This window comes from Pontibacter sp. 13R65, assembly GCF_047525655.1.
Lineage (GTDB): Bacteria > Bacteroidota > Bacteroidia > Cytophagales > Hymenobacteraceae > Pontibacter.
This window is the reverse complement of record NZ_JBLIQL010000033.1, coordinates 1-21,349: the sequence shown is the minus strand read 5'-3', so window position 1 is coordinate 21,349 and position 21,349 is coordinate 1. Positions and strand designations below refer to the sequence as shown.

Below are 21,349 nucleotides of genomic sequence, written 5' to 3'. Positions count from 1 at the left end.
AAACTGTCTGAGCGTTCAGCGAGTTTTTATTTTCTTGATTTTTTTGGTTCTTTTTGTATCAAGACAAAAAGAATAAAGACTCAGGCAATGAACTAATAACCTGCAGCTGTCAAAGAGAGAACAGAGGCTATGCGAACTTAGATCCAATAACCAAAGCTAACAGATCTCGCCCACAAGATCCTTTCTGGATGACAATGTGAAATGTGGAAAGGCCTTTGGGAATTAGTGCAAAAGTGAATAAGCAATTATATTTCCAGTTCTGATTCAGCAAATACAAAAGCCGTTACTGCTCCAAACAGTAACGGCTTTTGTGCCTTCAGAGGTTATCAGTTACTTATGCAACCGGAGCTTCAGCCGGTACCACTTCAAAAGTATAATCGATGGTGGCCGTTTTATACAATATATGCGCTACAGAGCAATATTTCTCCAGCGACAAATCAATCGCTTTTTTTACCTTATCCTCACTTAAAGGGCCGGTAAATGCAAAATGGATGTTAATTGCCTTGAAAACGGTAACAGAAGGAAGTTCTTCTACTGGTGCTCTTTCGGCATTTACTTTAATGTTGAAAGAGTCTATTTGCTGGCGCTGTTTTTTCAGTATCTGGATAATATCGATGGCGCTGCAGCCACCGAGGCCCATGAGCAGCAGCTCCATAGGGCGGGCACCGGCATTGTGTCCTCCAATTTCAGGAGAGCCATCTATATTTACCGTTACGCCAGCCGAGCCTGTCGCCTGGAAATGATAATCCTGATCTACTCTATTTAATTCTACTTGCATAGTTTTCTATCTTTTCTTTGACCTTGTGTTGAAAGTAAAAATCCCACTCGCAACTACGGGAGCTGAAAGTGGGACTTATTTAAAATCTGCTAAGCACTAAGATGTAAGTAAGAATCAGTTCGCCGAATTTTGTATGAGACTCAAATAGTCTTGTGTCCTGCGTCCTGATACTTGTGTCCTGTTCTTAGATCATGTAGTTCAGTTCACTTTCGTGTACGATGCTGGCTACCATACCGGCTCCTACCGTGGTGTACGATGTTTCGTCTACCAGAATAAAGCCTCCGTTAGCGCGGTTGTTTTCGTACTTGTCGAGCAGCAGGGGAGTGGCCGTACGAATCTGCACGCGGCAAATGTCATTTAGCTGCACCTGGTCCACATCCTCAATATTATCGAGTGTGTTTACGTCTACTTTGTACTGAATTTCTCTGATGATAGCACGGGTTTCGGTAGAGTTGTGGCGAAGCAACAGTTTTGCTCCCGGACGCAGTGCTTTCGCATTCATCCAGCAAACAAGTGCTTCAAACTCTTTTGATACGTCGAGGTTATCTTCCTGGCGCACAATTACGTCGCCGCGGCTAATGTCCACATCATCTTCCAGTTGCAGCACCACCGACATAGGAGCAAAGGCTTCTTCAAGCTCTTTACCACCCAGTTCTACTGATTTGATGGTAGAAGTCTGGCCAGAAGGAAGTACAATAACTTTATCGCCTTTGCTGTACACGCCACTGATTACTTTACCGGCATAGCCTCTGTAGTCGTGGTGCTCGTGCGTGTGAGGACGAATAACGTACTGTACCGGAAAACGTGGGCACGTCAGGTTAAAATCAGAAGAAACAGGAACCTGCTCCAGATGCTCCAGCAAGCTTGGGCCATTGTACCAATCCATTTCTGTAGACCTAGTTACAATGTTATCGCCTTTAAGGGCACTAACCGGAATAAAAGTAATGTCTTTAGAATGTAGCTTTTTAGAAAACTGCTTGTAATCCTCTACAATCTGGTTGTAAGTGGCTTCGTCGTAGCCCACTAGGTCCATTTTGTTGATACAGATAACCAAATGTGGAATACCAAGCAGCGAGGAGATAATAGAGTGGCGGCGCGTCTGCTCCTGCACTCCGTTACGAGCATCTACCAGAATGATAGACAAGTTAGAGTTAGAGGCACCCGTTACCATGTTGCGGGTATATTGGATATGCCCCGGCGCATCGGCAATGATGAACTTACGCCTCGGTGTGTTGAAGTACTTATAAGCCACATCAATGGTAATGCCTTGCTCACGTTCGGCTTTTAAACCATCGGTTAAAAGCGAGAGGTCGATGTTACCATCTTCGTTTACGCGGCCAGAGGTTTCTATGGCTTCAATCTGATCCAGGTAAATCTGGTTGGTATCGTATAGCAGTCGGCCAATGAGGGTACTTTTACCGTCGTCTACGCTTCCTGCTGTTATAAATCTTAAAATATCCATCTTAGAAATACCCTCCTTTTTTACGGTCTTCCATGGCAGTCTCCGACAGTTTGTCATCGATGCGGGTTGCGCCACGCTCACTAATTTTTGAATCTACTATTTCGGCAATTACACTGTCTATGTCATAGGCAATAGACTCTACTGCTGCCGTACAGGTCATGTCGCCCACGGTGCGGAAACGAACGTTACGGGTTACCACTTCTTCTTCCGGATCGCGGTGGATAAAATCGGAAGTAGCCATCAGTTTTCCGTCGCGCACCAGGCATTCGCGCTCATGCGTGAAATAAATATTAGGCAGCTCAATCCCTTCTCTTTTAATGTAGTTCCAAACGTCCAGTTCAGTCCAGTTACTAATAGGGAAGGCACGTACGTTCTCGCCTAGAGTTATGCGGCCGTTATAGATGTTCCACAGCTCCGGGCGCTGACGCTTAGGGTCCCATTGGCCGAACTCATCGCGCACAGAGAAAATTCTTTCTTTGGCTCTGGCCTTTTCTTCGTCACGACGAGCGCCACCGATACAGGCATCAAAGCCAAATTCCTCGATTGTTTCGAGCAGAGTGTAGGTCTGCAGGCCATTGCGGCTGGCATAGCGGCCGGTTGGCTCCGACAGGTTTTGCTTCTTGATAGTGTCCTCTACGTGGCGCACAATCAGTTTTTCGCCTAATCTTTCGGCCAGCTCATCGCGGTAACGAATGGCTTCCGGAAAGTTATGACCCGTGTCGATGTGCACGAGCGGAAAAGGGAACTTGCCCGGACGAAACGCTTTTTCAGCCAGCCTTACCAGCGTGATGGAGTCTTTGCCTCCCGAGAAAAGCAAAGCCGGCTTCTGAAACTGCCCTGCCACCTCTCGCATGATGTGTATCGCCTCTGCTTCCAGCTGCTCCAGGTAATCGAGATAGTACTTGTTCATTTTATTAATATCTGTACTTTTTTATTTAAAAGGATTCTGGCCACCAGTCATCCCTCAGTATAATTAGGTGAGTAAATGGGCAATCTGATGTACTAAATTCGCTTATCTACTCATTCAAAATTCTTAATGTGTATGCAATCCGCACTCTTTTTTAGAGTTATCTTCCCACCACCATCTGCCGGCTCTGAAGTGCTCACCTGGCTGAATGGCTCTTGTGCAGGAAGCACAGCCGATGCTAACAAAGCCCTGGTCGTGAAGAGGGTTGTAAAGCACGTAATTCTCTTTCGCAAATTTAGTAGTTTCTTCGAAGCTCCACTCAAGAAGTGGATTATACTTCACGAGCTGCAGTTTTTCGTCATACTCCAGCGCCTTTAGTGTTTGTCGGGCATCAGACTGCTCTCTTCTGATACCGGTAACCCAGCATTTTACGCCTTGCAGCGCACGATTAAGAGGCTCCACTTTACGGATGTAGCAGCACTCTTTGCGGTTTTCTACCGATTGGTAAAAGCTATTGGGGCCCTTCTCATTTACTAGTTTCTCAACCGATTCCGTGTTAGGGAAGTAAACTTCTATCTTGGTTTTGTAGCGCTTGTTTGTATTATGCAACAGGTTGTAGGTTTCGTTAAAAAGCCTGCCTGTGTCAAGCGTAAACACTCTGATCGGAATATTATTGGAGAAAATAAGGTGTGTAATCACCTGATCTTCAATACCAAGGCTGGAGGAGAATGCAATCTGGCCCGGAAACTGCTCGGCCAGGTACTGCAGACTCTCCACAATCGACTTTTGGTCGATGGCTTCTTCCAGTTGTGGTAGGCTTATATGTAAAGCTTCTGTTTGACTCATTTTCAATAGCGGTAATGTTTAATCTAAAACGGCAGCGGTATTTACTTTCCACTGCTAGGTAAATGTTTAGCAACACGTAATTTCTATAGAGTTGCTCGTGTATTCAGAGCCAGAACAAAAATCAGGCGCGAATTGTGTCATTTCATCAACTAATTAAATCTGCCTCTTATTTTGCTGTAATAAACACAAACTGTGCCCGGTCGCTTTTTGCAGTTCTAAGTGCGCTTGATTTCTTAATTCCGCACAATTTGTAAAATTAGGAAATATGTTCCGGATTCTATAAAGAGTGTGCTGGCATTCCTGAAAAAGTGTAGACAGGTCTGGTATTCGGAAGAATACACCAAAGCCATTGCTTGCTGACATAAATTGGTAGTAAAGTTTGAATAAGCTAAGTCGGGGGCTACAGCGGGGTATAACAGACCTGTAGTATCAGGAGTTCGTCAGGGCAATGGTTAGCACTTGCAACAACAGCAACCAGGCAGGCGCATGCCATTGGCAGCTTTCGGTAAAAAGGAAATAGGAGAGGGTACAGCGGTTAAACTGCCAGATTCTGAATTGCTAGTATGCGTGCTTATCATCATTGTTATAAAAAATTTATATTTCCCCGATTTTCGGGCTAGGAAGTGGCACCTTCCCCAACACGGGTGGTTGCCAGAGGGTCGTGGAGCCTAATCTCTCGCCTCTTCTTCTATAAATTTCGTTGAAGCCAAAATGGCTTTTGCTTCTGCAAAGTTAAGAACTTTTTGATATAAAATGCTTTTTATCAACAAATTGTTTATGGGAATGGAATTTTCTTGTAAAAATAGCTTTTGAAGGAGTTTAGCTAAAGATGATTTTTGAAAGGTCTTTTCCTCCTCACTTTGTCTTCTCATTTTATCATCCTGGAAGGATCTTGTGGGCGAGACCCTACAGCAGTCGCTATTAGCTTTTTGGTTTAAATTCCTCGCTAGTGCGAGCTTGTAGCTCGTACTTTCATGCCAATGGTTTCACTTTCCAGCGTGGGCGAGATCTTTCAGCTACTAGTGCTGTTTTAGTCTAAGTTCGCATAGCTGCTGCTAAGGTGTTAGCCATAGCTATTTGTTTCATTGCTTGTTTTCCTGTTCTTTTTGTCTTGATACAAAAAGAACCAAAAAAATCAAGACAATTTTGAACTCGCTGAACGCTCTTTAAAGAGGGCCCCTTCCCCCAACAAAAAATCGTCAGTGGGAGCATCGGGCAGAGGTGTTTGCTTCGTTGCCGCCTGCCGCAATACATTAGTTGAGGTTAGCCTTCGCTAAATTATTCTAATGATTTTAGCCTTCTGGAGGATTTTTTCCAAAAAAGGGCAGAGGGCATTTCGTCTAAATTAGGATTTACTGGATGAAAGGATTTTGGGGATGGTGTTTTGTAGTATTTACTCATTCAGTCAATCATTCAAAATCTGAATTTTTCTAATGAAAATAGCCTTCCGGAGGCTAATAGGTACCAGAAGGCTATAGGTTTAACTCTAATTTTGAATTTCTAATTTTTAATTTGGCGAAGGCCTCAAGCCGCCATAGAAGCAACATATTTCACGAGTGAGCGCTTGGCGATGGGCAGCAGCGAATGCTCTACCGGGCAAGGTACTTTGGCCACGGCCGCAAAGGTGGCGGGATTAGGCAACTCTCGGTTTTCTTTTACCAGTTGCACCTTCAGGCCCTCGTGTGTAAGGGAGAGGCCGCGGCGCACAGTCTTCAGGAGGTGGGTGTGTATGCCTCTGTATTTTTCGTAGGTGTTCTGGAAAATAGTAATCCGGTACAGGTACACCTGGGTTTCTTTCCCATAAAACGTGTCCAGGAAGAGGTAGCCTTCGTCGAAGTACATAGGGGTAATACCAACCGGATTTATCTCCAGGTGTTTCTCTATAAAATCGTATAGCTCCTTGCCAGCGTCTACGGCATTTACAAAAAGTGGGGCGGCAAACTGCAGAATCTCCTCTATCTGCTTCATGGTTTCATCGTCTTCCACAATTTTTTCATACACCAGCTCCAGCTTTTCAAAATCGGCCCGACTAATGCGTTGCGGAAACTGCTCATATATAAGCTTTTTATGCTCCTTTACCTGCTGCAGGTTACGATAATGCATAATCAGGTCCGAGAAAACCGGGTAGAGGCGCTGTTGTTTAAACTCTGATTTGGCACTCTGCAAATAAGCTAGCAACAAGTACTTCTTGTATTCAAAATCTATAAGACCTTTGGTTAGCCAGTCTATTGGTAAGGTTTGCATTGGTACATTTGTTTAGGGTAAACAATCAAACTTAACTGGAGGAAGAAAACTGTGCGAACAGCCTAGAGTATACAGGCTTTGTTAGCAGTAAATAAGACGAATATAACGAAACGGAAGTTGCTAATCAACATGAAAGGCACGAATAAGTTTTGCTAGGTTGTTAATAACAATCGTTAGTATAAAATTTCTATATTAGCGCCGGTGGCAGTAAATTAGGGATTTGCGCTACCTGTAAAACTGTATTGTTCGCCTGTTAATTATTGTCAATTCTATGAAATATTTCTCTATTCATGTGGCCGTTCGGCTTTTGGTTTTTGCGCTCTTACCAGCTCTTATAAGCTGTGCCTCTGATAAACAAGCTGCAGGCCAGGAAGAGGAGGAGTGGGTGTCGTTGTTTAATGGCAAGGACCTGGAAGATTGGGTAGTTAAAATCAACCACCACGAGCTCGGCGATAACTTCGGGAACACGTTTCGGGTAGAGGAGGGGCTGCTGAAGGTGCGCTATGACCAGTATCCGGAGTTTAACGACCGCTTCGGGCATTTGTATTACAAGCAGCCTTTTTCGCATTACCACCTGGTGGTAGAGTATCGGTTTGCGGATAAGTGGCGCGAAGACGCCCCTTCCTACACCCAACTAAATAGCGGCATCATGTTTCACTCGCAAGACCCTAAAACCATGCCGCGCGACCAAGACTGGCCTATATCAGTAGAGTACCAGCTGCTGGCTGGTTTAGGAGACGGGAAGGAACGTCCAACAGGCAACATGTGCTCTCCTGGCACGGAAGTAATTTATAACGGCGAAATGGACCCCCGCCACTGCATCAACTCCACCTCCAAAACCTATGCGCCCGATGAGTGGGTGCGGGCAGAGCTTATCGTGCTCGGCGATTCTCTTGTCACGCATATTGTAAACGGCGATACAGTCTTGCAATATACCAAGCCACAGATTGGCGGTGGCGTAGTAAACAATTTCGATCCGGTGCAAAAACAGGATGGTAAACTTCTGAGCCAAGGCTTTATTGCGCTTCAAAGCGAAGGTCAGCCTATTGACTTCAGAAAAGTAGAAATCCGGAATTTGAAGAAGTAAGCAGACTGTGATTTTTTAGGCTAGTTATATTCGGGCACCTCAATTATTCTAATTTAGGTTGTGCGGTAGCAAATAGCTGATCACCTAAACTTACACCGCCACAATTTCTGTCATCCCGCAGGGATCTTTTAGGGCGAGCTTCGAAAGCTTTGGATACTGGCTTGGAAGTCTAAGTTCGCATTGCTATTGCTAAGGTGTTAGCTATAGCTATTTATTACATTGCTAACTTTCTTGTTCTTTTTGTCTTGATACAAAAAGAACCAAAAAAATCAAGACAATTTTGAACTCGCTGAACGCTCGAACAAAAAATCGTCAATAGGTGCACCTGGCAGAGGTGTTCGCTTAGTTGCCTCCTGCCGCAATATATTATTGAATGGGGAGGCAGCTTTTGCACGAATGAATTCTTCTAATGATAATGATCTTCCAAAGAGTTAAATACTTATTTGGAGTTCAGGGGGCTGCTTGCCATCTTTTATTTAAAATAATTTTATAGCGGCAGGGGTTTATTGTTTACTTGGCGCTGGCAAGTAGGTACTACTTTTTAAGCATCTTTCCTGCGCGCATTTCACTTAGCTGCTCCTGTTCTTTTACAATTTGCCCATTCAGGATAACATAGCGGAAACCTGTAGCCAGTTGAGTAGGAGCTTCGTAAGTTGCCTTTGCTTTTACCTTGGCCGGGTCGAAGAGCAAGAGATCAGCTTTGTAGCCTTCTTTTATAAAGCCACGGTTGTGCAGGCCAATAATTTCGGCCGTATAGCCAGTCATTTTGCGTATTGCCTCCTGCAGCGTGAGCACCTGCCGTTCTTTTACAAAAGTTTCCAACACCCTCGGGAAAGCGCCAAAGCTGCGTGGGTGCTTCATGGTGGGGCTGCCATCGGTGCAGATCATGGTGTGCGGGTCCAGGAGCAGGGTTTGCTGCAGTTCCTCATCCATAATAAAGTAAGCGCCAAAGGCTCCGTAGGGGCCAATATCCTCCATCAGCACCAGCTCGAAGGGCTTGTTAAGTTCCGCTGCAATCTGCGAAAGCTTTTTGCCTGCGTAAGGTCCTGAACCTATTAGCGTAGCATCCGGTCCGTTCCGGAAAATGATTTTCTCTTTCAGAAAGGTGCTCAGTTCTTCGCCTCTGGTACGCACTACTTCGTCATAGTTAAACGGTTTTTTTGCCCAATCGGGGAATAGGATTTCGATAGAGGTATAGCTGGCGGTATAGGGGTAAAAATCGGCAGTAACTTGTAAGCCTCTGGCTCTGGCGCTGTTCAGTTGCGCCAGAATTTCTTCGCCTCTTGCCTTGCCTTTGCCATACACCACCTTTATATGCGACACCTGCACAGGGCAATGCTGGCCCTGCTCAAGTAGTTCGTCTATGGCGGCTGTAATAGAGTCGTCGCTTTCGCTGCGCATGTGGCTCATGATCAGGCCTTGGTGCTTCCCAACGGCTTTTGCCAGACGAACCAGCTCAGGTGTAGCAGAATACAGGCCCGGGTTGTACTCCAAGCCAGTGGTAAGGCCGAAGCAGCCTGCCTGCATGGCATTGGCCAGCAAACGCTCCATCTCCATAAATTGAGCTTCTGAGGGCACTGGGTCGTATTTTGCCCCAGATAGCATCCTGATCGTGTTGTGGCCGGCAAAGAGCACAATGTTCACACCGGGAACTACTTCGTCTACACGATCCATCCACTCGCTCACATCTTCCTGCTCCGGGCTAAATCCGTCTTGCCCCAGGCAAATGGTGGTAACGCCCATCGCCAGGAAATTAGAAAACTCTGGCTCTACCAGTGGGTCGCCATGTGCGTGTGCATCTATAAATCCCGGGGTCAGCACCAATCCTCGGGCGTCTATGGTTTTAACAGCCTCGTAGGTTTGCATCTGCTGCTTATCAATGAGTACAATGGTATCGTTTTTCAGGCCAAGAGTTGCTGCAAAAGGAGCAGCACCTGTTCCGTCTACGACAGAAGCGTTTGTTATTAAGAGGTCGAAGATCATGATGCAAGATAAGTATAAACAGAATCATCTGCTTACGAAAGGGCTACAGTAGGAGATACATAACAGCTTCGCTAAATTTTAAATTAAAAATCAAATTTAAAATGCCAAAGGAGATACTTCAATGGCCCACAGAGAGGTTGCTTTCTTAATATTTCATCTATTTTTTGGTTCTATTAAATTATAGATAATGTCCTTGTATTCAATATTATAATGATTTAAAGGAGCGTTATTTTCTATATTTTAGATAGATATGTTGATGTTGTTTCTAAAGGCCTTCAAATTTGTGTTATAAACGGCTGTTCGTTTGGACGCTCGGTTCAGGAACAGATAAGAAGTGTAGGGTGCCGGCCTGAAGAAACATGTAAATCTAATTTTCTGCCGACCACAGCATGCTACAGGATATTATTAATTTTTCTAAAAACTCGTCAGACTGATTTCGAACTACAAAGCTGGTACGTGATCTGGGAGGCGGAATGATAAATAATTCCATGAAAGACACATCTATGAAATCCTGTCTGCTGTTGGCGTTGCTGTTCTTCGGCTCCTGCCATACACAGCAGCGTGTAAACACTAGCTCCACCAGCAGCACGGCGGCCATCTGGCAATCGCGGGCATACACGCTTTACCCGGATAGAGTAGTGCAGCAGGGGCAAGAAGCAAGAGCAGAATCTGCCACCGCCATGGTGTCGAATTACCAGAGCCCGGCCAATGAGTTTCAGAGTCCGGAGCTGCAGTTCAAGTTCAGCATCAATGGCAAAGACAACGAAATGATTTCGGGCAAAGGCCACCGCTTTGTGTGTGCCACAGAAGGTGGTACTTGCGCCACGCCAGTAATAACCTTTGGGCAGCAATACACCGACGAGGCCAGTGTGCCTGCCAATACTTATCTGGCACCTAATACAATACTTACAGTAAAGCTGGACATGCGCCATGTGCTTGAGGCCCTGAATACAAAAGGGTTCTATACCACCTACGACGGCACTACTATTCACAAAGACGACTTTAAAAGTGTGTTTGTTGCCGGCAATACCGCCCCAATGATGTGGGATTTCGATAACCTGGTGAACCGGCCGGAACTGGAGATGAAGGATCCGGATGGAGATGGCATTTACGAAGCCATATTAACCTTGAATGCGCCTGCCGATGCCAAGACCACTGCATCACGCTGGGAGCTATCCGCTGATCTGGCGGCTTTTCCGAAGTACAGCTCCGACTATCCGCTTATTGATGCGCTTTATAACCTGTCGCTGGAAGAGATGCAGCTAGATATTGAAGCCGACAGCACGTTCCGGACCGGAGAAGAGTGGGCCGGTGTCTGGACCCGCGACATCAGCTACAGTATTATTCTGTCATTGGCTACGCTGCAGCCGAAGGTATCGCAGTACAGCCTGATGCGGAAGGTGCAGAACGGCCGCATTATTCAGGATACAGGCACCGGTGGTGCTTACCCCGTGTCTACCGACCGGATTGTGTGGGCATTGGCGGCCTGGGAGATTTATAAGGTAACAGGCGATAACAATTGGCTGAAGCAGGCATACGAGATTGTAAGAAACTCAGCAGAAGATGATCTGAAAAATGCACATAACCCTGAGACCGGTTTGGTTAAAGGAGAATCCTCTTTCCTGGATTGGCGCGAGCAAACGTACCCGAAGTGGATGCAACCTGTCGATATTTATGAATCAGAGTCTCTGGGTACGAACGCGGTGCATTACCAGGCTAACGTCATTCTCTCAGAAATGGCAAAACTCCTGAACGATAGCAAAGCAGCCGCAAAATATGCTCAGGTGGCAATGACGATCAAAAACGGTATAAACGAACAGCTATGGGTGCCGGAGAAAGGCTACTACGGGCAGTACCTTTATGGCCGTAACCTCAAAATTCTGTCGCCCCGTGCCGAAGCGTTGGGGGAGGCGTTGAGTGTGCTGTATAACATTGCGGACGCAACAAAAGAAAAATCGATTGTAGCCAACACACCAATTTACGACTTTGGTATTCCATGTATTTTTCCGCAGATCCCGAACATCCCGCCTTACCACAACAACGGCATCTGGCCTTTCGTGCAGGCATACTGGTCGTTGGCTGCTGCCAAAGCGGGCAATGAGCAGGCGCTAGTCGAGAGCATGAGTGCCATTTTCCGCCCGGCTGCGTTATTCCTCACCAACAAAGAAAACTTTGTAGCCAGCAACGGCGACTTTGCCGGCACTCAGATCAACTCCAGCAGGCAACTTTGGAGCGTAGCCGGCAACATGAGCATGGTATATAAAGTACTTTTCGGGATAGACTATACTGCTACCAGTTTGGTCTTTAAGCCATTTGTGCCCAAAGCCTTTAAAGGCAAACATAGCTTGTCAAATTTTAAATACAGGCAAGCCGTGCTGGATATTTCGCTGGAAGGTTACGGCAACCAAATAAGGTCTATTACGCTGGATGGTAAACCACTGGCAAACGCAGAACTGCCCGCAAACCTGCAGGGCCTCCACCAGCTTCGCATCGTGCTTGCTAACAATGCGGTTCAAGAGAACAAAGTAAACAAGGTGCCGCATACCGTATCGCCGGCTGTTCCGGTTGTACGTTTATCTGGAAACAAGCTGCTGTGGCAGCCGGTAGAAGGAGCCGTTAATTATGTGGTGCTAAAGAATGGCAACGTAATGGCCTCTACTGAAGCCACCTCTCAATCCATCAGCACAGCCGGTTATGCCGAATACCAACTAATAGCCGAAGATGCAGCAGGTCTGATGTCTTTTGCAAGTGAGCCACTAGCCGCACCTATCAAAGCGGTACAGATGTATGAACTGGAGAAAGTAGCTCTTAAAGCTGCGCTGCCTTACAAAGGATTTTCAGGAGAGGGTTTTGTTGAAACTACAAGGGAGAAAAACACCAGCATTAAAATACCCATCAGCGTACCTGAAGCAGGTACCTAGGCCATTGATTTCCGCTACGCCAATGGCAACGGACCTACCAACACCTTGAACATGTGCGCCATCAGAACGCTGCGAGTCGGGAACGATTTTGCCGGTACAGTAGTGCTGCCACAGCGGGGGGTAGAGGAGTGGTCGAACTGGGGCATGAGCAATGCGGTGCAGGTGTACCTGCCTAAAGGTTCCCACACCATATCCCTCACGTTTGAGCCAGCCAACGAAAACATGAACCTGAAGGTAAACCAGGCGATGCTGGATTACATGCGGGTCACGCAGTTGTCTCCAGAGTAAGAAATAATTCCAGCAACCTCACAGTGTCTTTCAAGCCTGTGAGGTTTTGTTTTTAGCGCATGCTCAAGGCTAAGCCTTGTCGCTTAGATCTAGTTTTTGGCTTTGGAAGGGTGTTTTCATTAGAATAATTAAAATGCAGTTGTTCTTTCATTATCTAAGCACTGGCTGTCTTGGCAACTGTTGATGCGGTGCCCTTACACATTCTTATTCTATAGCTTTCGCTCCGAGCGCTCACGGCCCTGCGGCCGTGAGCGCTCGGAGCGAAAGCTATACAACATCAAAGCTTAGGGGCATCGCTTCAAGCAGAAACTAAAAGAGTCGGGGCCAAAACATAAACATGAAAACTGATTTAAACAGCTATAAACCCTTGAGAAGAGACTATAAACACCTTACACATTACCTACTTTTCTTAAATTGTGATATGGGTTTAACTTATTGATTTTCAATTAAATAAAATTAATTATATGCCTGTTTTTTCTACATTTCACTTCGAATAATTGATGTTGGTATTGTTGTGCTGCAAATTTGTATTATAACAATTGTTAGTTTTTGTAGCTGCCTACCAGCAGAAGAAACTTAACATTAAAACACTCAACCAATTTTCGATTTAATTTAAAAGAACATGCGCAAACTACTGCTACTCCTGTATGCCAGCACCTTCGCTTCGCTGCTGCATGCACAGGTTATTACTTCGCCAGACAAAAACCTGACGTTGAAGTTTGAGCTTACCGCCAAAGGGGAGCCCACCTACCAGTTGAGCTATAAAAAGAAACCAGTCATAAAGCCAAGTGTCCTAGGGCTGGAGCTGAACGAAGACGCCTCATTTATGAATGGTTTTTCGGTAACAAATGCGGAGCAGAAAACAGTGGATGAGTCGTGGGAACCGATATATGGTGAGCAGAAATCTATTCGCAATAACTACAACGAGCTACTGGTAACGCTGGCGCAAAAAGAGCAGAAAGACCGTTTCATCCGAATCAGGTTCAGAGTGTTTAACGATGGGCTTGGCTTCCGATATGAGTTTCCGCAGCAGCCGGAGCTAAATTACTTTGTTATAAAAGAAGAGAGAACCGAATTTAACCTGGCCGGTGACCATAAAATTTTCTGGATTCCAGGAGATTACGACACAAACGAATACGCTTACACCACTTCAAAAATTTCTGGCATTGCTGGCCTGATAAAAAAAGCCACCATTGATGTGCACGCACAACAGCCGATAAAGAACCTGGCTGTGCAAACACCTGCCATGATGAAATCGGCCGATGGGCTTTACATCAACATTCACGAAGCAGCCCTGATCGATTACCCGGCTATGAACCTGAACGTAGACGACAAAGCTTTTAAAATGAGTGCGCACCTGGTGCCGGATGCGGTTGGAAACAAAGGCTATGTGCAGACAAATGCACAGTCGCCGTGGCGTACGGTTGTAGTGAGCGACAAAGCCACCGACATACTTGCTTCTAAGCTGATTCTGAACCTGAACGAGCCAACGGCTTACAAAGATGTATCGTGGATTAAGCCGGTGAAGTACATTGGCGTGTGGTGGGAGTATTTTGTGGCAGGCAAAAGCTCCTGGGCCTACAGCGACGAAACCAATGTAAAGCTGGACCAGGATTTCAGCAAGTTCACCACCAACAACCGCCACGGTGCCACAAACGAAAACGTAAAAAAACACATCGATTTTGCTGCCGAACATGGCTTTGATGCCGTGCTGGTAGAAGGCTGGAACATTGGCTGGGAAGACTGGTTTGGCAACTGGAAAGAAAACGTGTTTGATTTTGTAACGCCTTACCCCGATTTTGATGTGAAGGCCCTGCAGCAATATGCCGCTGACAAAGGAGTACGTATTATGATGCACCACGAAACCTCCGGCTCCGCCACTAACTACGAACGCCGGCTGCACCAGGCCTTCCAGTTTATGGCCGACCATGGCTATAACTCTGTTAAAACCGGATACGTGGGCAAAATTATTCCGCGTGGCGAGCACCACGACAGCCAATGGATGGTGAACCATTACATACACGTAGCTAAAACTGCAGCCGACTATAAAATTATGGTGAACAGTCACGAGGCTGTGCGACCAACTGGCCTGCACCGTACTTACCCAAACTGGTTTGCGCAGGAATCTGCCAGGGGCACTGAGTTTGAGGCCATGGGTGGCCTGGCACCTGAACATGCTACTATTCTGCCATTTACGCGCCTGATGGGCGGCCCTATGGATTACACGCCTGGCATTTTCCAGACGGACCTTTCTTACTACGGCACTGGCAGCGACCAGCGCGTAAACACAACCCTGGTGAAGCAGCTGGCCTATTATGTAACGATGTACAGTCCTTTACAAATGGCGGCCGATCTGCCAGAAAACTACACCCGCTTTCCTGATGCGTTTCAGTTTATTAAAGATGTAGCCATCGATTGGGACGATACCTACGTGCAGGAGGCAGAGCCGGGCGATTATGTAACTATCGCACGCAAGGCCAAAGGAAAGAATGAGTGGTATGTAGGAGGTATTACAGATGAGAACTCACGTACAGCCACAATCCCTTTTAATTACCTGCCGGCTGGGAAGCAATTTATCGCCACTATTTATGCTGACGGCGCAGATGCCAGCTATGACAAAAATCCGCAGAGCTATACTGTTCGCAAAGTTATAGTAACATCAAAAAGCCAGCTGAAGCAGCGGCTGGCCTCCAGCGGTGGTGTTGCCATTAGCATAAAAGAAGGCAGCAAAGACGAACTGAAAGGCCTTAAAAAACTGTAGAAGAACCGCATATAACCGTACAACCTAACAGGCAGGGTGACTGCAGAACTTTCTGAAGGTTCAGTGGGTGCCTTGCCTGTTTTTTCCACAGGAAGAGGTCCTTTTCTTATAAATTTGAATGATTTGATGTCTTTGCAAATCATAGAAGCCTACAACATTTCCTCTACACGGTACTACATTACTACTACAGTACCTGCTGACGTACTCCCATGAATCAACTAAGTTCTTTGGTTCCTGATTACATTTTTTACATAGATGGTGCGTGTATTTAACTGGTTATTAGTATGTTGAATAATTTGTTCCGAAGGGTTTTCTGCCTTGTTTTTATATCAAATGCTGTTTCTAATGATAGCTTACCTTTTTGTAACCTTAATGAGAGTTAGTAGCCTTGACCTTTTAGCCTTATTATTGTAAGACAACTTTTTTAGTGAAAAACCATTATTGCCATGATATTAATAGCAGATAACGGCATTAAAAGAACAGACTGGCGCATAGTAAGCGAGGCAGGTGAGGTGAAGCAGGTCTTTACGGTAGCCATAGATCCGCAGTACCACGATGCCAGCCGCTTGGCAGGTATAGTAGCGGCGGCACTTCTTCCGTATGTGGCTTACGAGCAAGCGCCTGTTATAAAATACTATAGTGCAGGCAACAGCACCTTTGAGCGTAACAGCCTGCTGGAAGATGTGCTGAAGCAGGTATTTCCGGGCAGCGAAGTACAGGCCGACCATGACCTGCTGATGTTTACCAAACTGCAACAACTGAGTCCGGAAGTGCTGCAACAGTATGTATCTCCGGTTTAAAGTAACGGAAGGTCACTAAGGGCTTTAATATAACAGTTAAGCGACTAAATTCCTGGCAGGTTGTAGTAGTAGGAGGGATACAGCTATTGCCTATCTGATTGGGACAAAAGAGCCTGTTCCTGCTAAGGTTCGGCAGAATGGGATATTTTTGTTTAATTGAAAAAACAGGCATAACCCTAGGCATCAAGAAGGATAGATTAGCTCTGGAAGGTCATTTTTATTCCAATAATTCGCTAACTAAGCTAGCTTTAGGACGAAGGAGAACTTCTTATTGTCACCTCTGTATTTACCTGTTTTACGTTTTGGTGCGTTAGTTTCTAAAGCTGCTACAACACCTGAATAAAAGAAGGTGGAGCTGTATAGCAGTTTTTAAGAACGCGAATGACCAGATGCTAATCAAAATTTTATATTCTCTTGTCTTTCTACTTTTTGTAAACGTTTTGGCTACGGCCCAAAGCTTCGACCCAGGTAAACTGAAGCTTTCATGGGGAGTGAAAAAGACGAACTATCAGGGCAAGTCGCAAACGCTCGCCGTGTTGGAGCTAACCAACAACGATCGCAATGGCTTACCTGCCACAGGCTGGAAAATTTATTTCAACTCCAGCAAGAACTTTTCGGCAGTAAGCGGACAGGTAAGTATGGAGGCGCTGAATGGCGACCTAAACCAGCTGGGGCCAACAAAGGAATTTAAAGGAATATTGCCAGGGAAAACGCACCAGGTAGAGTATGTGGCAAGTGGAAAGGCTATTAATTACAAAGATGCGCCAACCGGATTTTACCTGGTTTGGGATAAGAAGCCAGAAGAAGGAGTTGCCATAGCCGATCCGGTGCAAAAGCCTTTGTCTGCCGCCAACCACGATGGGCATATTACTCCTGCCATTGTTTACAACAGAAACAAGCAGATAAAAGACGTTCCGGAAGCTAAGCTACCCAAGGTATTTCCTACTCCGGTAGCCTACCAAGCAGGAACCGGTGTTTTTGTTCTAGATGCCACCGTGCCTGTCAGGGCTGATGCTGCATTTAATAGCGAGGCGAACCTGTTGGTAAAAGACCTTGAAATATTTTTTAGAGCGAAGCCGCGTGCAGGTGCAGGCATAAAAGAAAAAAGTGTTGTGCTCAAGCAGGTAGAGGGACTTGCGCCCGAAGCTTACCAGTTGCAGGTTACACCACAGCACATTACCATCAGCGCAACAGAACCTGCCGGTGCTTTCTACGGCATTCAGTCTTTAAAGAGTTTGCTCCCGCCAACTTCCTGGACAGCCAAGCAAAGCACGATATCAGTTCCTTCTGTCGAAGTATCTGATTCGCCGCGTTTCGGGTATCGGGCATTTATGCTGGATGTGGCTCGTAACTTTCAACAAAAGGAACAGGTGCTGAAAGTGCTCGACCTGATGGCCCTTTATAAGCTGAATGTGCTGCACTTTCATTTAAACGACGACGAAGGCTGGCGTTTAGAAATAGCTGACTTACCCGAGTTAACGGCAATTAGCGCGAAGCGGGCTCATACCCTCGATAGCAAAACGCATCTTCCCCCATCCCATGGCTCCGGGCCTGCCTCCAACAACAGCTTTGGCACGGGGTACTATAGCAAAGCTGATTTTATTGAAATTTTGCAGTACGCAAAAGCACGCCACATCCGGGTAATTCCGGAAATAGAAACACCTGGACACGCACGGGCAGCCATCAAAGCCATGGATGCCCGATACGAAAACCTGCTGCATGCCGGTAAAAGAGCAGAGGCAGCTCAATACATGCTGCGCGATGTGCAGGATCAATCACGCTATCGCTCTGTGCAACGTTGGGAAGATAACGTGATTAATGTGGCGCTGCCTTCTACTTATGCTTTTTTAGAAAAGGTGGTAGACGAAATAATAGAGATATACCAAGAGGCCGGCGCTCCTTTGGCAACTATTCATATGGGAGGAGATGAGGTGCCATCAGGTGTGTGGGAGAAGTCGCCTGCCGTGAAAACCCTGCAACAACAAAATCCTCAGATAACTTCTACCGACGATCTCTGGTCTTATTATTTCAGGAAGGTAAATGATATTCTAAAGTCTCGAGGTTTGTATATGTCTGGTTGGGAAGAAGTTGCCCTTCAGAAAACAAAGGTAAATGGCAAAATGAAATACATGCCGAACCCGTTTTTTGCAAAAGAGAATATCCATGCTTACGTCTGGAATAATGTATGGGGGTGGGGTACAGAAGATCGAGCCTATAAATTAGCCAATGCCGGATACAAAACAGTATTGGCACCTGCCACTAATTTCTACTTTGATATGGCCTATCAAAAAGATTATGATGAGAACGGCACCTATTGGGCTACATTTTCAGATCTGGATGCCTCGTTTAGTTTTGTTCCCTTCGACTATTATAAAACAGCCAGAACTCCGGAGGGTAAGGCAATAGATAAAGCTACTTTTGCCAGTAAAGAGCGCTTAACTGAGGCTGGTAAAGAGAATATTGTAGGCCTCCAGTGCCTGCTCTGGACCGAAACCATTAGAAGCACCGAGCGACTAGAGTACATGCTATTGCCCAAGATGCTGGGTTTTGCGGAAAGGGCCTGGGCCAAAGATCCGGCTTGGGCCACAGCACAAGAGTCTTCTAAGGCAGATGCCCTTTACGAAGAAGCCTGGAGTCGCTTTGTAAATGTGCTGGGTAAGCGTGAACTCCCGCGGCTAAACAGCTATGCCGGTGGGTTTCAATATAGAATACCGACTGCCGGTGCTGTAGTAGAAAACGGCCAGCTAAAGGCAAATTGCCAGCTACCCGGCTTTATAATTCGCTATTCCATCGATGGCTCTGAACCTACTACTACCAGCAACCAATACACCTCTCCGCTAAGTGAGAATGGCACTTATCGGTTCAAGGTTTTTAATGCTGCAGGTAGGGGAGGAAGAACAATTACTATTGTGCACAAGTAACATGGCAGGAGCCTAAAGCAAATGGAATAACTGTAGAGCTCCTGCCCGGGACGCTGACAAAAGGTAAATTTAAAGTACAGCTTCATGTGCGGTAAATGTGCCGTTGTTATGTATATTCAGATATTTGTTATAGATTGACGCCAGAAAGAGCAGTAGCTGTAAGGTTCATTTTTAATGTTGCTGGCTATACAAAGCCTCACATAAACTTCAGCAAACTGTCTACTTTAGTTTTGGTATAAAGTTTAATTGAAAACGGCACTCAAAATTTATGTCAGCTACCAACCCTCTGAAAAAGGACGATGTACCCGCACCAGCGACTGCTGGAGAAGGGAATCGTACTCAGAAAGTATCTATCAATATTCCTCCGGTTATTTTTGGCACCAGTGGTTTGGGCAACTTATATGAGGCCCTGAGCGACGAGGTGAAGCTCGCGATTGTAAAAGAGTGCTTTGTGCATTCCAAAGGGCCTGCTGTGTTCGATTCTGCTGGTAAATATGGTGCAGGCCTTGCTTTGGAGTCCCTGGGGAAATGCCTGCGGGAGCTTAACATAAAACCAGAAGATGTTATAATCAGCAATAAGTTAGGCTGGGTAAGAACTGAGCTGAAAACTCCTGAGCCTACCTTTGAGCCTGGCGTATGGAAAGACCTTAAATATGATGCCGTGCAGCACATAAGCTACGATGGTATAATGGAGTGTTTTGAACAGGGCAACGAGCTGTTAGGAGGATATGTGCCGCAACTGGTATCGGTGCACGATCCGGATGAGTACATGGCCCAGGCAAAAACCGAAGCAGAGGCAGACAAACTTTACCAGGACATTCTGGATGGATACCGAGCCCTTGCCGACCTGAAGGCGCAGGGAAAGGTGCAGGCAATAGGTGTAGGAGCCAAGAGCTGGCCCATTATTAAAAGAATTGCCGCCGATGTGCAGCTCGACTGGGTAATGATCGCCAACAGCATGACTTTAAAAGAGCACCCGCAAGACCTGCTGGATTTTATGCAGGAGCTAAAGCAGCAAGGGGTACAGGTTATCAACTCGGCTGTATTTCATGGTGGCTTTTTGATTGGGGGCGAGTACTACGATTATAAACATGTATCGCCCGATTTAGAAGAAAACAAGGAATTGTTTAAATGGCGCGACGAGTTCTTTGCTTTGTGTAAGGAATATAATATAACACCTGCGCAAGCTTGTGTACAGTTTGCTTTACACACGCCAGGTGTTGTTAGCTTAGCCCTTAGCACCACCAACCCCAAGCGCGTGAAACAGAACATAGACAATGCCTATGCCACCGTGCCTACTGATTTCTGGAAAGCCATGAAAGATAAGGGCTTGTTAGAGCAGGATTATGCCTATCTGGATTAACATAAATAATACGCTTATTTCAGAAAGAGACCGCCGATCAGCGGTCTCTTTTTTATGGAGATAGAATCACAAAATTACCAATTGCATAACTTGGTTTTTGCAATTTCTGCAATAGAGCTATTTCTAATTTCTCTGCACGATTATATAGCCTTTATGCCAGCCACAGTAGAACCACCTTCAGCTAGAGTGAACAGCCATGATTATATTATTAAGTAAAAAGCTTACGCTCCACTAGCAGGTTAGATATATTCTATCTGTAGAAAATAAATTTGCACTTAAACTACTGTAAAAAAGGAGGCCCTAGCTTTAAATAAGGTAAAAAAGGCACTGGAAGCACCATTTGATTAGAATAATTGGTTTGCCAAATACCATCTTTAGTCGCCATATTGGCTTGAAAGTGGTGAGCTGAAGTTAGAATATAGTGCTAGTTTAATTTACTGTTTTTAGAACTTATCTATCTAAAACAATAAATAATTGCTGAAGGTGCTCTACCTTATTTTCTGAATTGATGAATGATGAGAAAAATCACAAAAAGATAACTTTTAATACTGATTTTTTCTTTATACCTTGCTTAATCGGTTAAGCATTCGGCTTAATATTGTGAATTTTGTAAGTGAATTTTGAAGTACAGATTGGCTGTACTTCTGATACATGTTAAATAGAGTTCTGTTATGTCAAAGATTAAAGTTGCGATTAACGGCTTCGGCCGTATTGGCAGGCTGACCTTCAAGGCCCTGCTTGAGAAGGGGAACGTGGAAGTTGTAGCCATCAACGACCTTACCAATACAAAGACGCTGGCCCACCTGCTCAAGTACGACTCGGTGCACGGCAGGTTCAACGGCACGGTGGAGGCCACCGAGACAGGCATCATCGTCAACGGCCAGGAGATCCAGATCACGGCCGAGCGCGAGCCCAAGAACCTGCCCTGGGGCAAGCTCGGGGTGGACGTGGTGCTTGAGTCTACCGGCCGCTTCGTGGATGAGCAGGG

At 45.8% G+C, this 21,349-nt stretch carries 15 protein-coding genes and 1 riboswitch; of the genes, 8 read left to right on the top strand and 7 right to left on the bottom strand.

Annotation, left to right across the window (positions count from 1 at the left end; genetic code table 11):
* Window positions 1-334: 334 nt before the first annotated feature.
* From ACMA1I_RS21950 to ACMA1I_RS21925, 6 genes are all read right to left on the bottom strand, one after another.
* Window positions 335-778: an OsmC family protein gene (locus ACMA1I_RS21950; protein ID WP_337070636.1), complete on the bottom strand. Its 444-nt coding sequence runs from the start codon at window positions 776-778 to the stop codon at window positions 335-337.
* 184 nt (window positions 779-962) lie between these two features.
* Window positions 963-2,240, bottom strand: a complete 1,278-nt coding sequence (locus ACMA1I_RS21945) for a sulfate adenylyltransferase subunit 1 (RefSeq protein WP_337070635.1) — start codon at window positions 2,238-2,240, stop codon at window positions 963-965.
* Window position 2,241: 1 nt separating this feature from the next.
* The gene (gene cysD, locus ACMA1I_RS21940) at window positions 2,242-3,150 is read right to left on the bottom strand and encodes a sulfate adenylyltransferase subunit CysD (protein WP_337070634.1); all 909 of its coding nucleotides are present in this window, start codon (window positions 3,148-3,150) and stop codon (window positions 2,242-2,244) included.
* A 123-nt stretch (window positions 3,151-3,273) separates the two neighbouring features.
* Window positions 3,274-3,993, bottom strand: a complete 720-nt coding sequence (locus ACMA1I_RS21935) for a phosphoadenylyl-sulfate reductase (protein WP_337070633.1) — start codon at window positions 3,991-3,993, stop codon at window positions 3,274-3,276.
* 591 nt (window positions 3,994-4,584) lie between these two features.
* Window positions 4,585-4,690: riboswitch (SAM riboswitch) on the bottom strand.
* A complete protein-coding gene (locus ACMA1I_RS21930) occupies window positions 4,662-4,865 on the bottom strand; it encodes a hypothetical protein (protein ID WP_337070632.1) in 204 nt (67 codons plus the stop codon). Its footprint overlaps the riboswitch before it by 29 nt.
* 652 nt (window positions 4,866-5,517) lie before the next feature.
* The gene (locus tag ACMA1I_RS21925) at window positions 5,518-6,237 is read right to left on the bottom strand and encodes a hypothetical protein (RefSeq protein WP_337070631.1); all 720 of its coding nucleotides are present in this window, start codon (window positions 6,235-6,237) and stop codon (window positions 5,518-5,520) included.
* Window positions 6,238-6,508: 271 nt separating this feature from the next.
* On the opposite strand from ACMA1I_RS21925, the gene ACMA1I_RS21920 reads away from it, so the two are divergent.
* Window positions 6,509-7,324 carry a DUF1080 domain-containing protein gene (locus ACMA1I_RS21920; protein WP_337070630.1) on the top strand — a complete coding sequence of 272 codons (816 nt, stop codon included), beginning with the start codon at window positions 6,509-6,511 and terminating at the stop codon, window positions 7,322-7,324.
* A gap of 534 nt (window positions 7,325-7,858) precedes the next feature.
* Here the strand turns inward: ACMA1I_RS21920 and ACMA1I_RS21915 are convergent.
* Entirely contained in the window at window positions 7,859-9,307 is a 1,449-nt protein-coding gene (locus ACMA1I_RS21915; RefSeq protein ID WP_337070629.1) for an N-acyl-D-amino-acid deacylase family protein, read from the bottom strand.
* A 503-nt stretch (window positions 9,308-9,810) separates the two neighbouring features.
* On the opposite strand from ACMA1I_RS21915, the gene ACMA1I_RS21910 reads away from it, so the two are divergent.
* From ACMA1I_RS21910 to ACMA1I_RS21880, 7 genes are all read left to right on the top strand, one after another.
* Entirely contained in the window at window positions 9,811-12,228 is a 2,418-nt protein-coding gene (locus ACMA1I_RS21910) for an MGH1-like glycoside hydrolase domain-containing protein (protein WP_337070628.1), read from the top strand.
* 51 nt (window positions 12,229-12,279) lie between these two features.
* Window positions 12,280-12,516: a hypothetical protein gene (locus ACMA1I_RS21905; RefSeq protein WP_337070627.1), complete on the top strand. Its 237-nt coding sequence runs from the start codon at window positions 12,280-12,282 to the stop codon at window positions 12,514-12,516.
* 622 nt (window positions 12,517-13,138) lie between these two features.
* Window positions 13,139-15,277 (top strand): glycoside hydrolase family 97 protein, encoded by a 2,139-nt coding sequence (locus tag ACMA1I_RS21900; RefSeq protein WP_337070626.1) that lies wholly within the window; start codon window positions 13,139-13,141, stop codon window positions 15,275-15,277.
* A gap of 446 nt (window positions 15,278-15,723) precedes the next feature.
* On the top strand, window positions 15,724-16,077 hold the full coding sequence (locus ACMA1I_RS21895; RefSeq protein ID WP_337070625.1) for a hypothetical protein: 354 nt from the start codon (window positions 15,724-15,726) through the stop codon (window positions 16,075-16,077).
* A 389-nt stretch (window positions 16,078-16,466) separates the two neighbouring features.
* Window positions 16,467-18,998 (top strand): family 20 glycosylhydrolase, encoded by a 2,532-nt coding sequence (locus ACMA1I_RS21890; RefSeq protein ID WP_337070624.1) that lies wholly within the window; start codon window positions 16,467-16,469, stop codon window positions 18,996-18,998.
* Between the two features lie 268 nt (window positions 18,999-19,266).
* Window positions 19,267-20,361 (top strand): aldo/keto reductase, encoded by a 1,095-nt coding sequence (locus ACMA1I_RS21885; protein WP_337070623.1) that lies wholly within the window; start codon window positions 19,267-19,269, stop codon window positions 20,359-20,361.
* A 671-nt stretch (window positions 20,362-21,032) separates the two neighbouring features.
* A partial coding sequence (locus tag ACMA1I_RS21880) for a glyceraldehyde 3-phosphate dehydrogenase NAD-binding domain-containing protein (RefSeq protein WP_337070622.1) occupies window positions 21,033-21,349 on the top strand: 317 nt, incomplete at its 3' end.

Excerpts from the sequence above, each read along its gene's own strand:
- ACMA1I_RS21950 (WP_337070636.1), bottom strand. The coding sequence starts at position 778 with ATGCAAGTAGAATTAAATAGAGTAGATCAGGATTATCATTTCCAGGCG.
- ACMA1I_RS21945 (WP_337070635.1), bottom strand. The coding sequence starts at position 2,240 with ATGGATATTTTAAGATTTATAACAGCAGGAAGCGTAGACGACGGTAAA.
- cysD (WP_337070634.1), bottom strand. The coding sequence starts at position 3,150 with ATGAACAAGTACTATCTCGATTACCTGGAGCAGCTGGAAGCAGAGGCG.
- ACMA1I_RS21935 (WP_337070633.1), bottom strand. The coding sequence starts at position 3,993 with ATGAGTCAAACAGAAGCTTTACATATAAGCCTACCACAACTGGAAGAA.
- ACMA1I_RS21930 (WP_337070632.1), bottom strand. The coding sequence starts at position 4,865 with ATGAGAAGACAAAGTGAGGAGGAAAAGACCTTTCAAAAATCATCTTTA.
- ACMA1I_RS21925 (WP_337070631.1), bottom strand. The coding sequence starts at position 6,237 with ATGCAAACCTTACCAATAGACTGGCTAACCAAAGGTCTTATAGATTTT.
- ACMA1I_RS21920 (WP_337070630.1), top strand. The coding sequence starts at position 6,509 with ATGAAATATTTCTCTATTCATGTGGCCGTTCGGCTTTTGGTTTTTGCG.
- ACMA1I_RS21915 (WP_337070629.1), bottom strand. The coding sequence starts at position 9,307 with ATGATCTTCGACCTCTTAATAACAAACGCTTCTGTCGTAGACGGAACA.
- ACMA1I_RS21910 (WP_337070628.1), top strand. The coding sequence starts at position 9,811 with ATGAAATCCTGTCTGCTGTTGGCGTTGCTGTTCTTCGGCTCCTGCCAT.
- ACMA1I_RS21905 (WP_337070627.1), top strand. The coding sequence starts at position 12,280 with ATGTGCGCCATCAGAACGCTGCGAGTCGGGAACGATTTTGCCGGTACA.
- ACMA1I_RS21900 (WP_337070626.1), top strand. The coding sequence starts at position 13,139 with ATGCGCAAACTACTGCTACTCCTGTATGCCAGCACCTTCGCTTCGCTG.
- ACMA1I_RS21895 (WP_337070625.1), top strand. The coding sequence starts at position 15,724 with ATGATATTAATAGCAGATAACGGCATTAAAAGAACAGACTGGCGCATA.
- ACMA1I_RS21890 (WP_337070624.1), top strand. The coding sequence starts at position 16,467 with ATGCTAATCAAAATTTTATATTCTCTTGTCTTTCTACTTTTTGTAAAC.
- ACMA1I_RS21885 (WP_337070623.1), top strand. The coding sequence starts at position 19,267 with ATGTCAGCTACCAACCCTCTGAAAAAGGACGATGTACCCGCACCAGCG.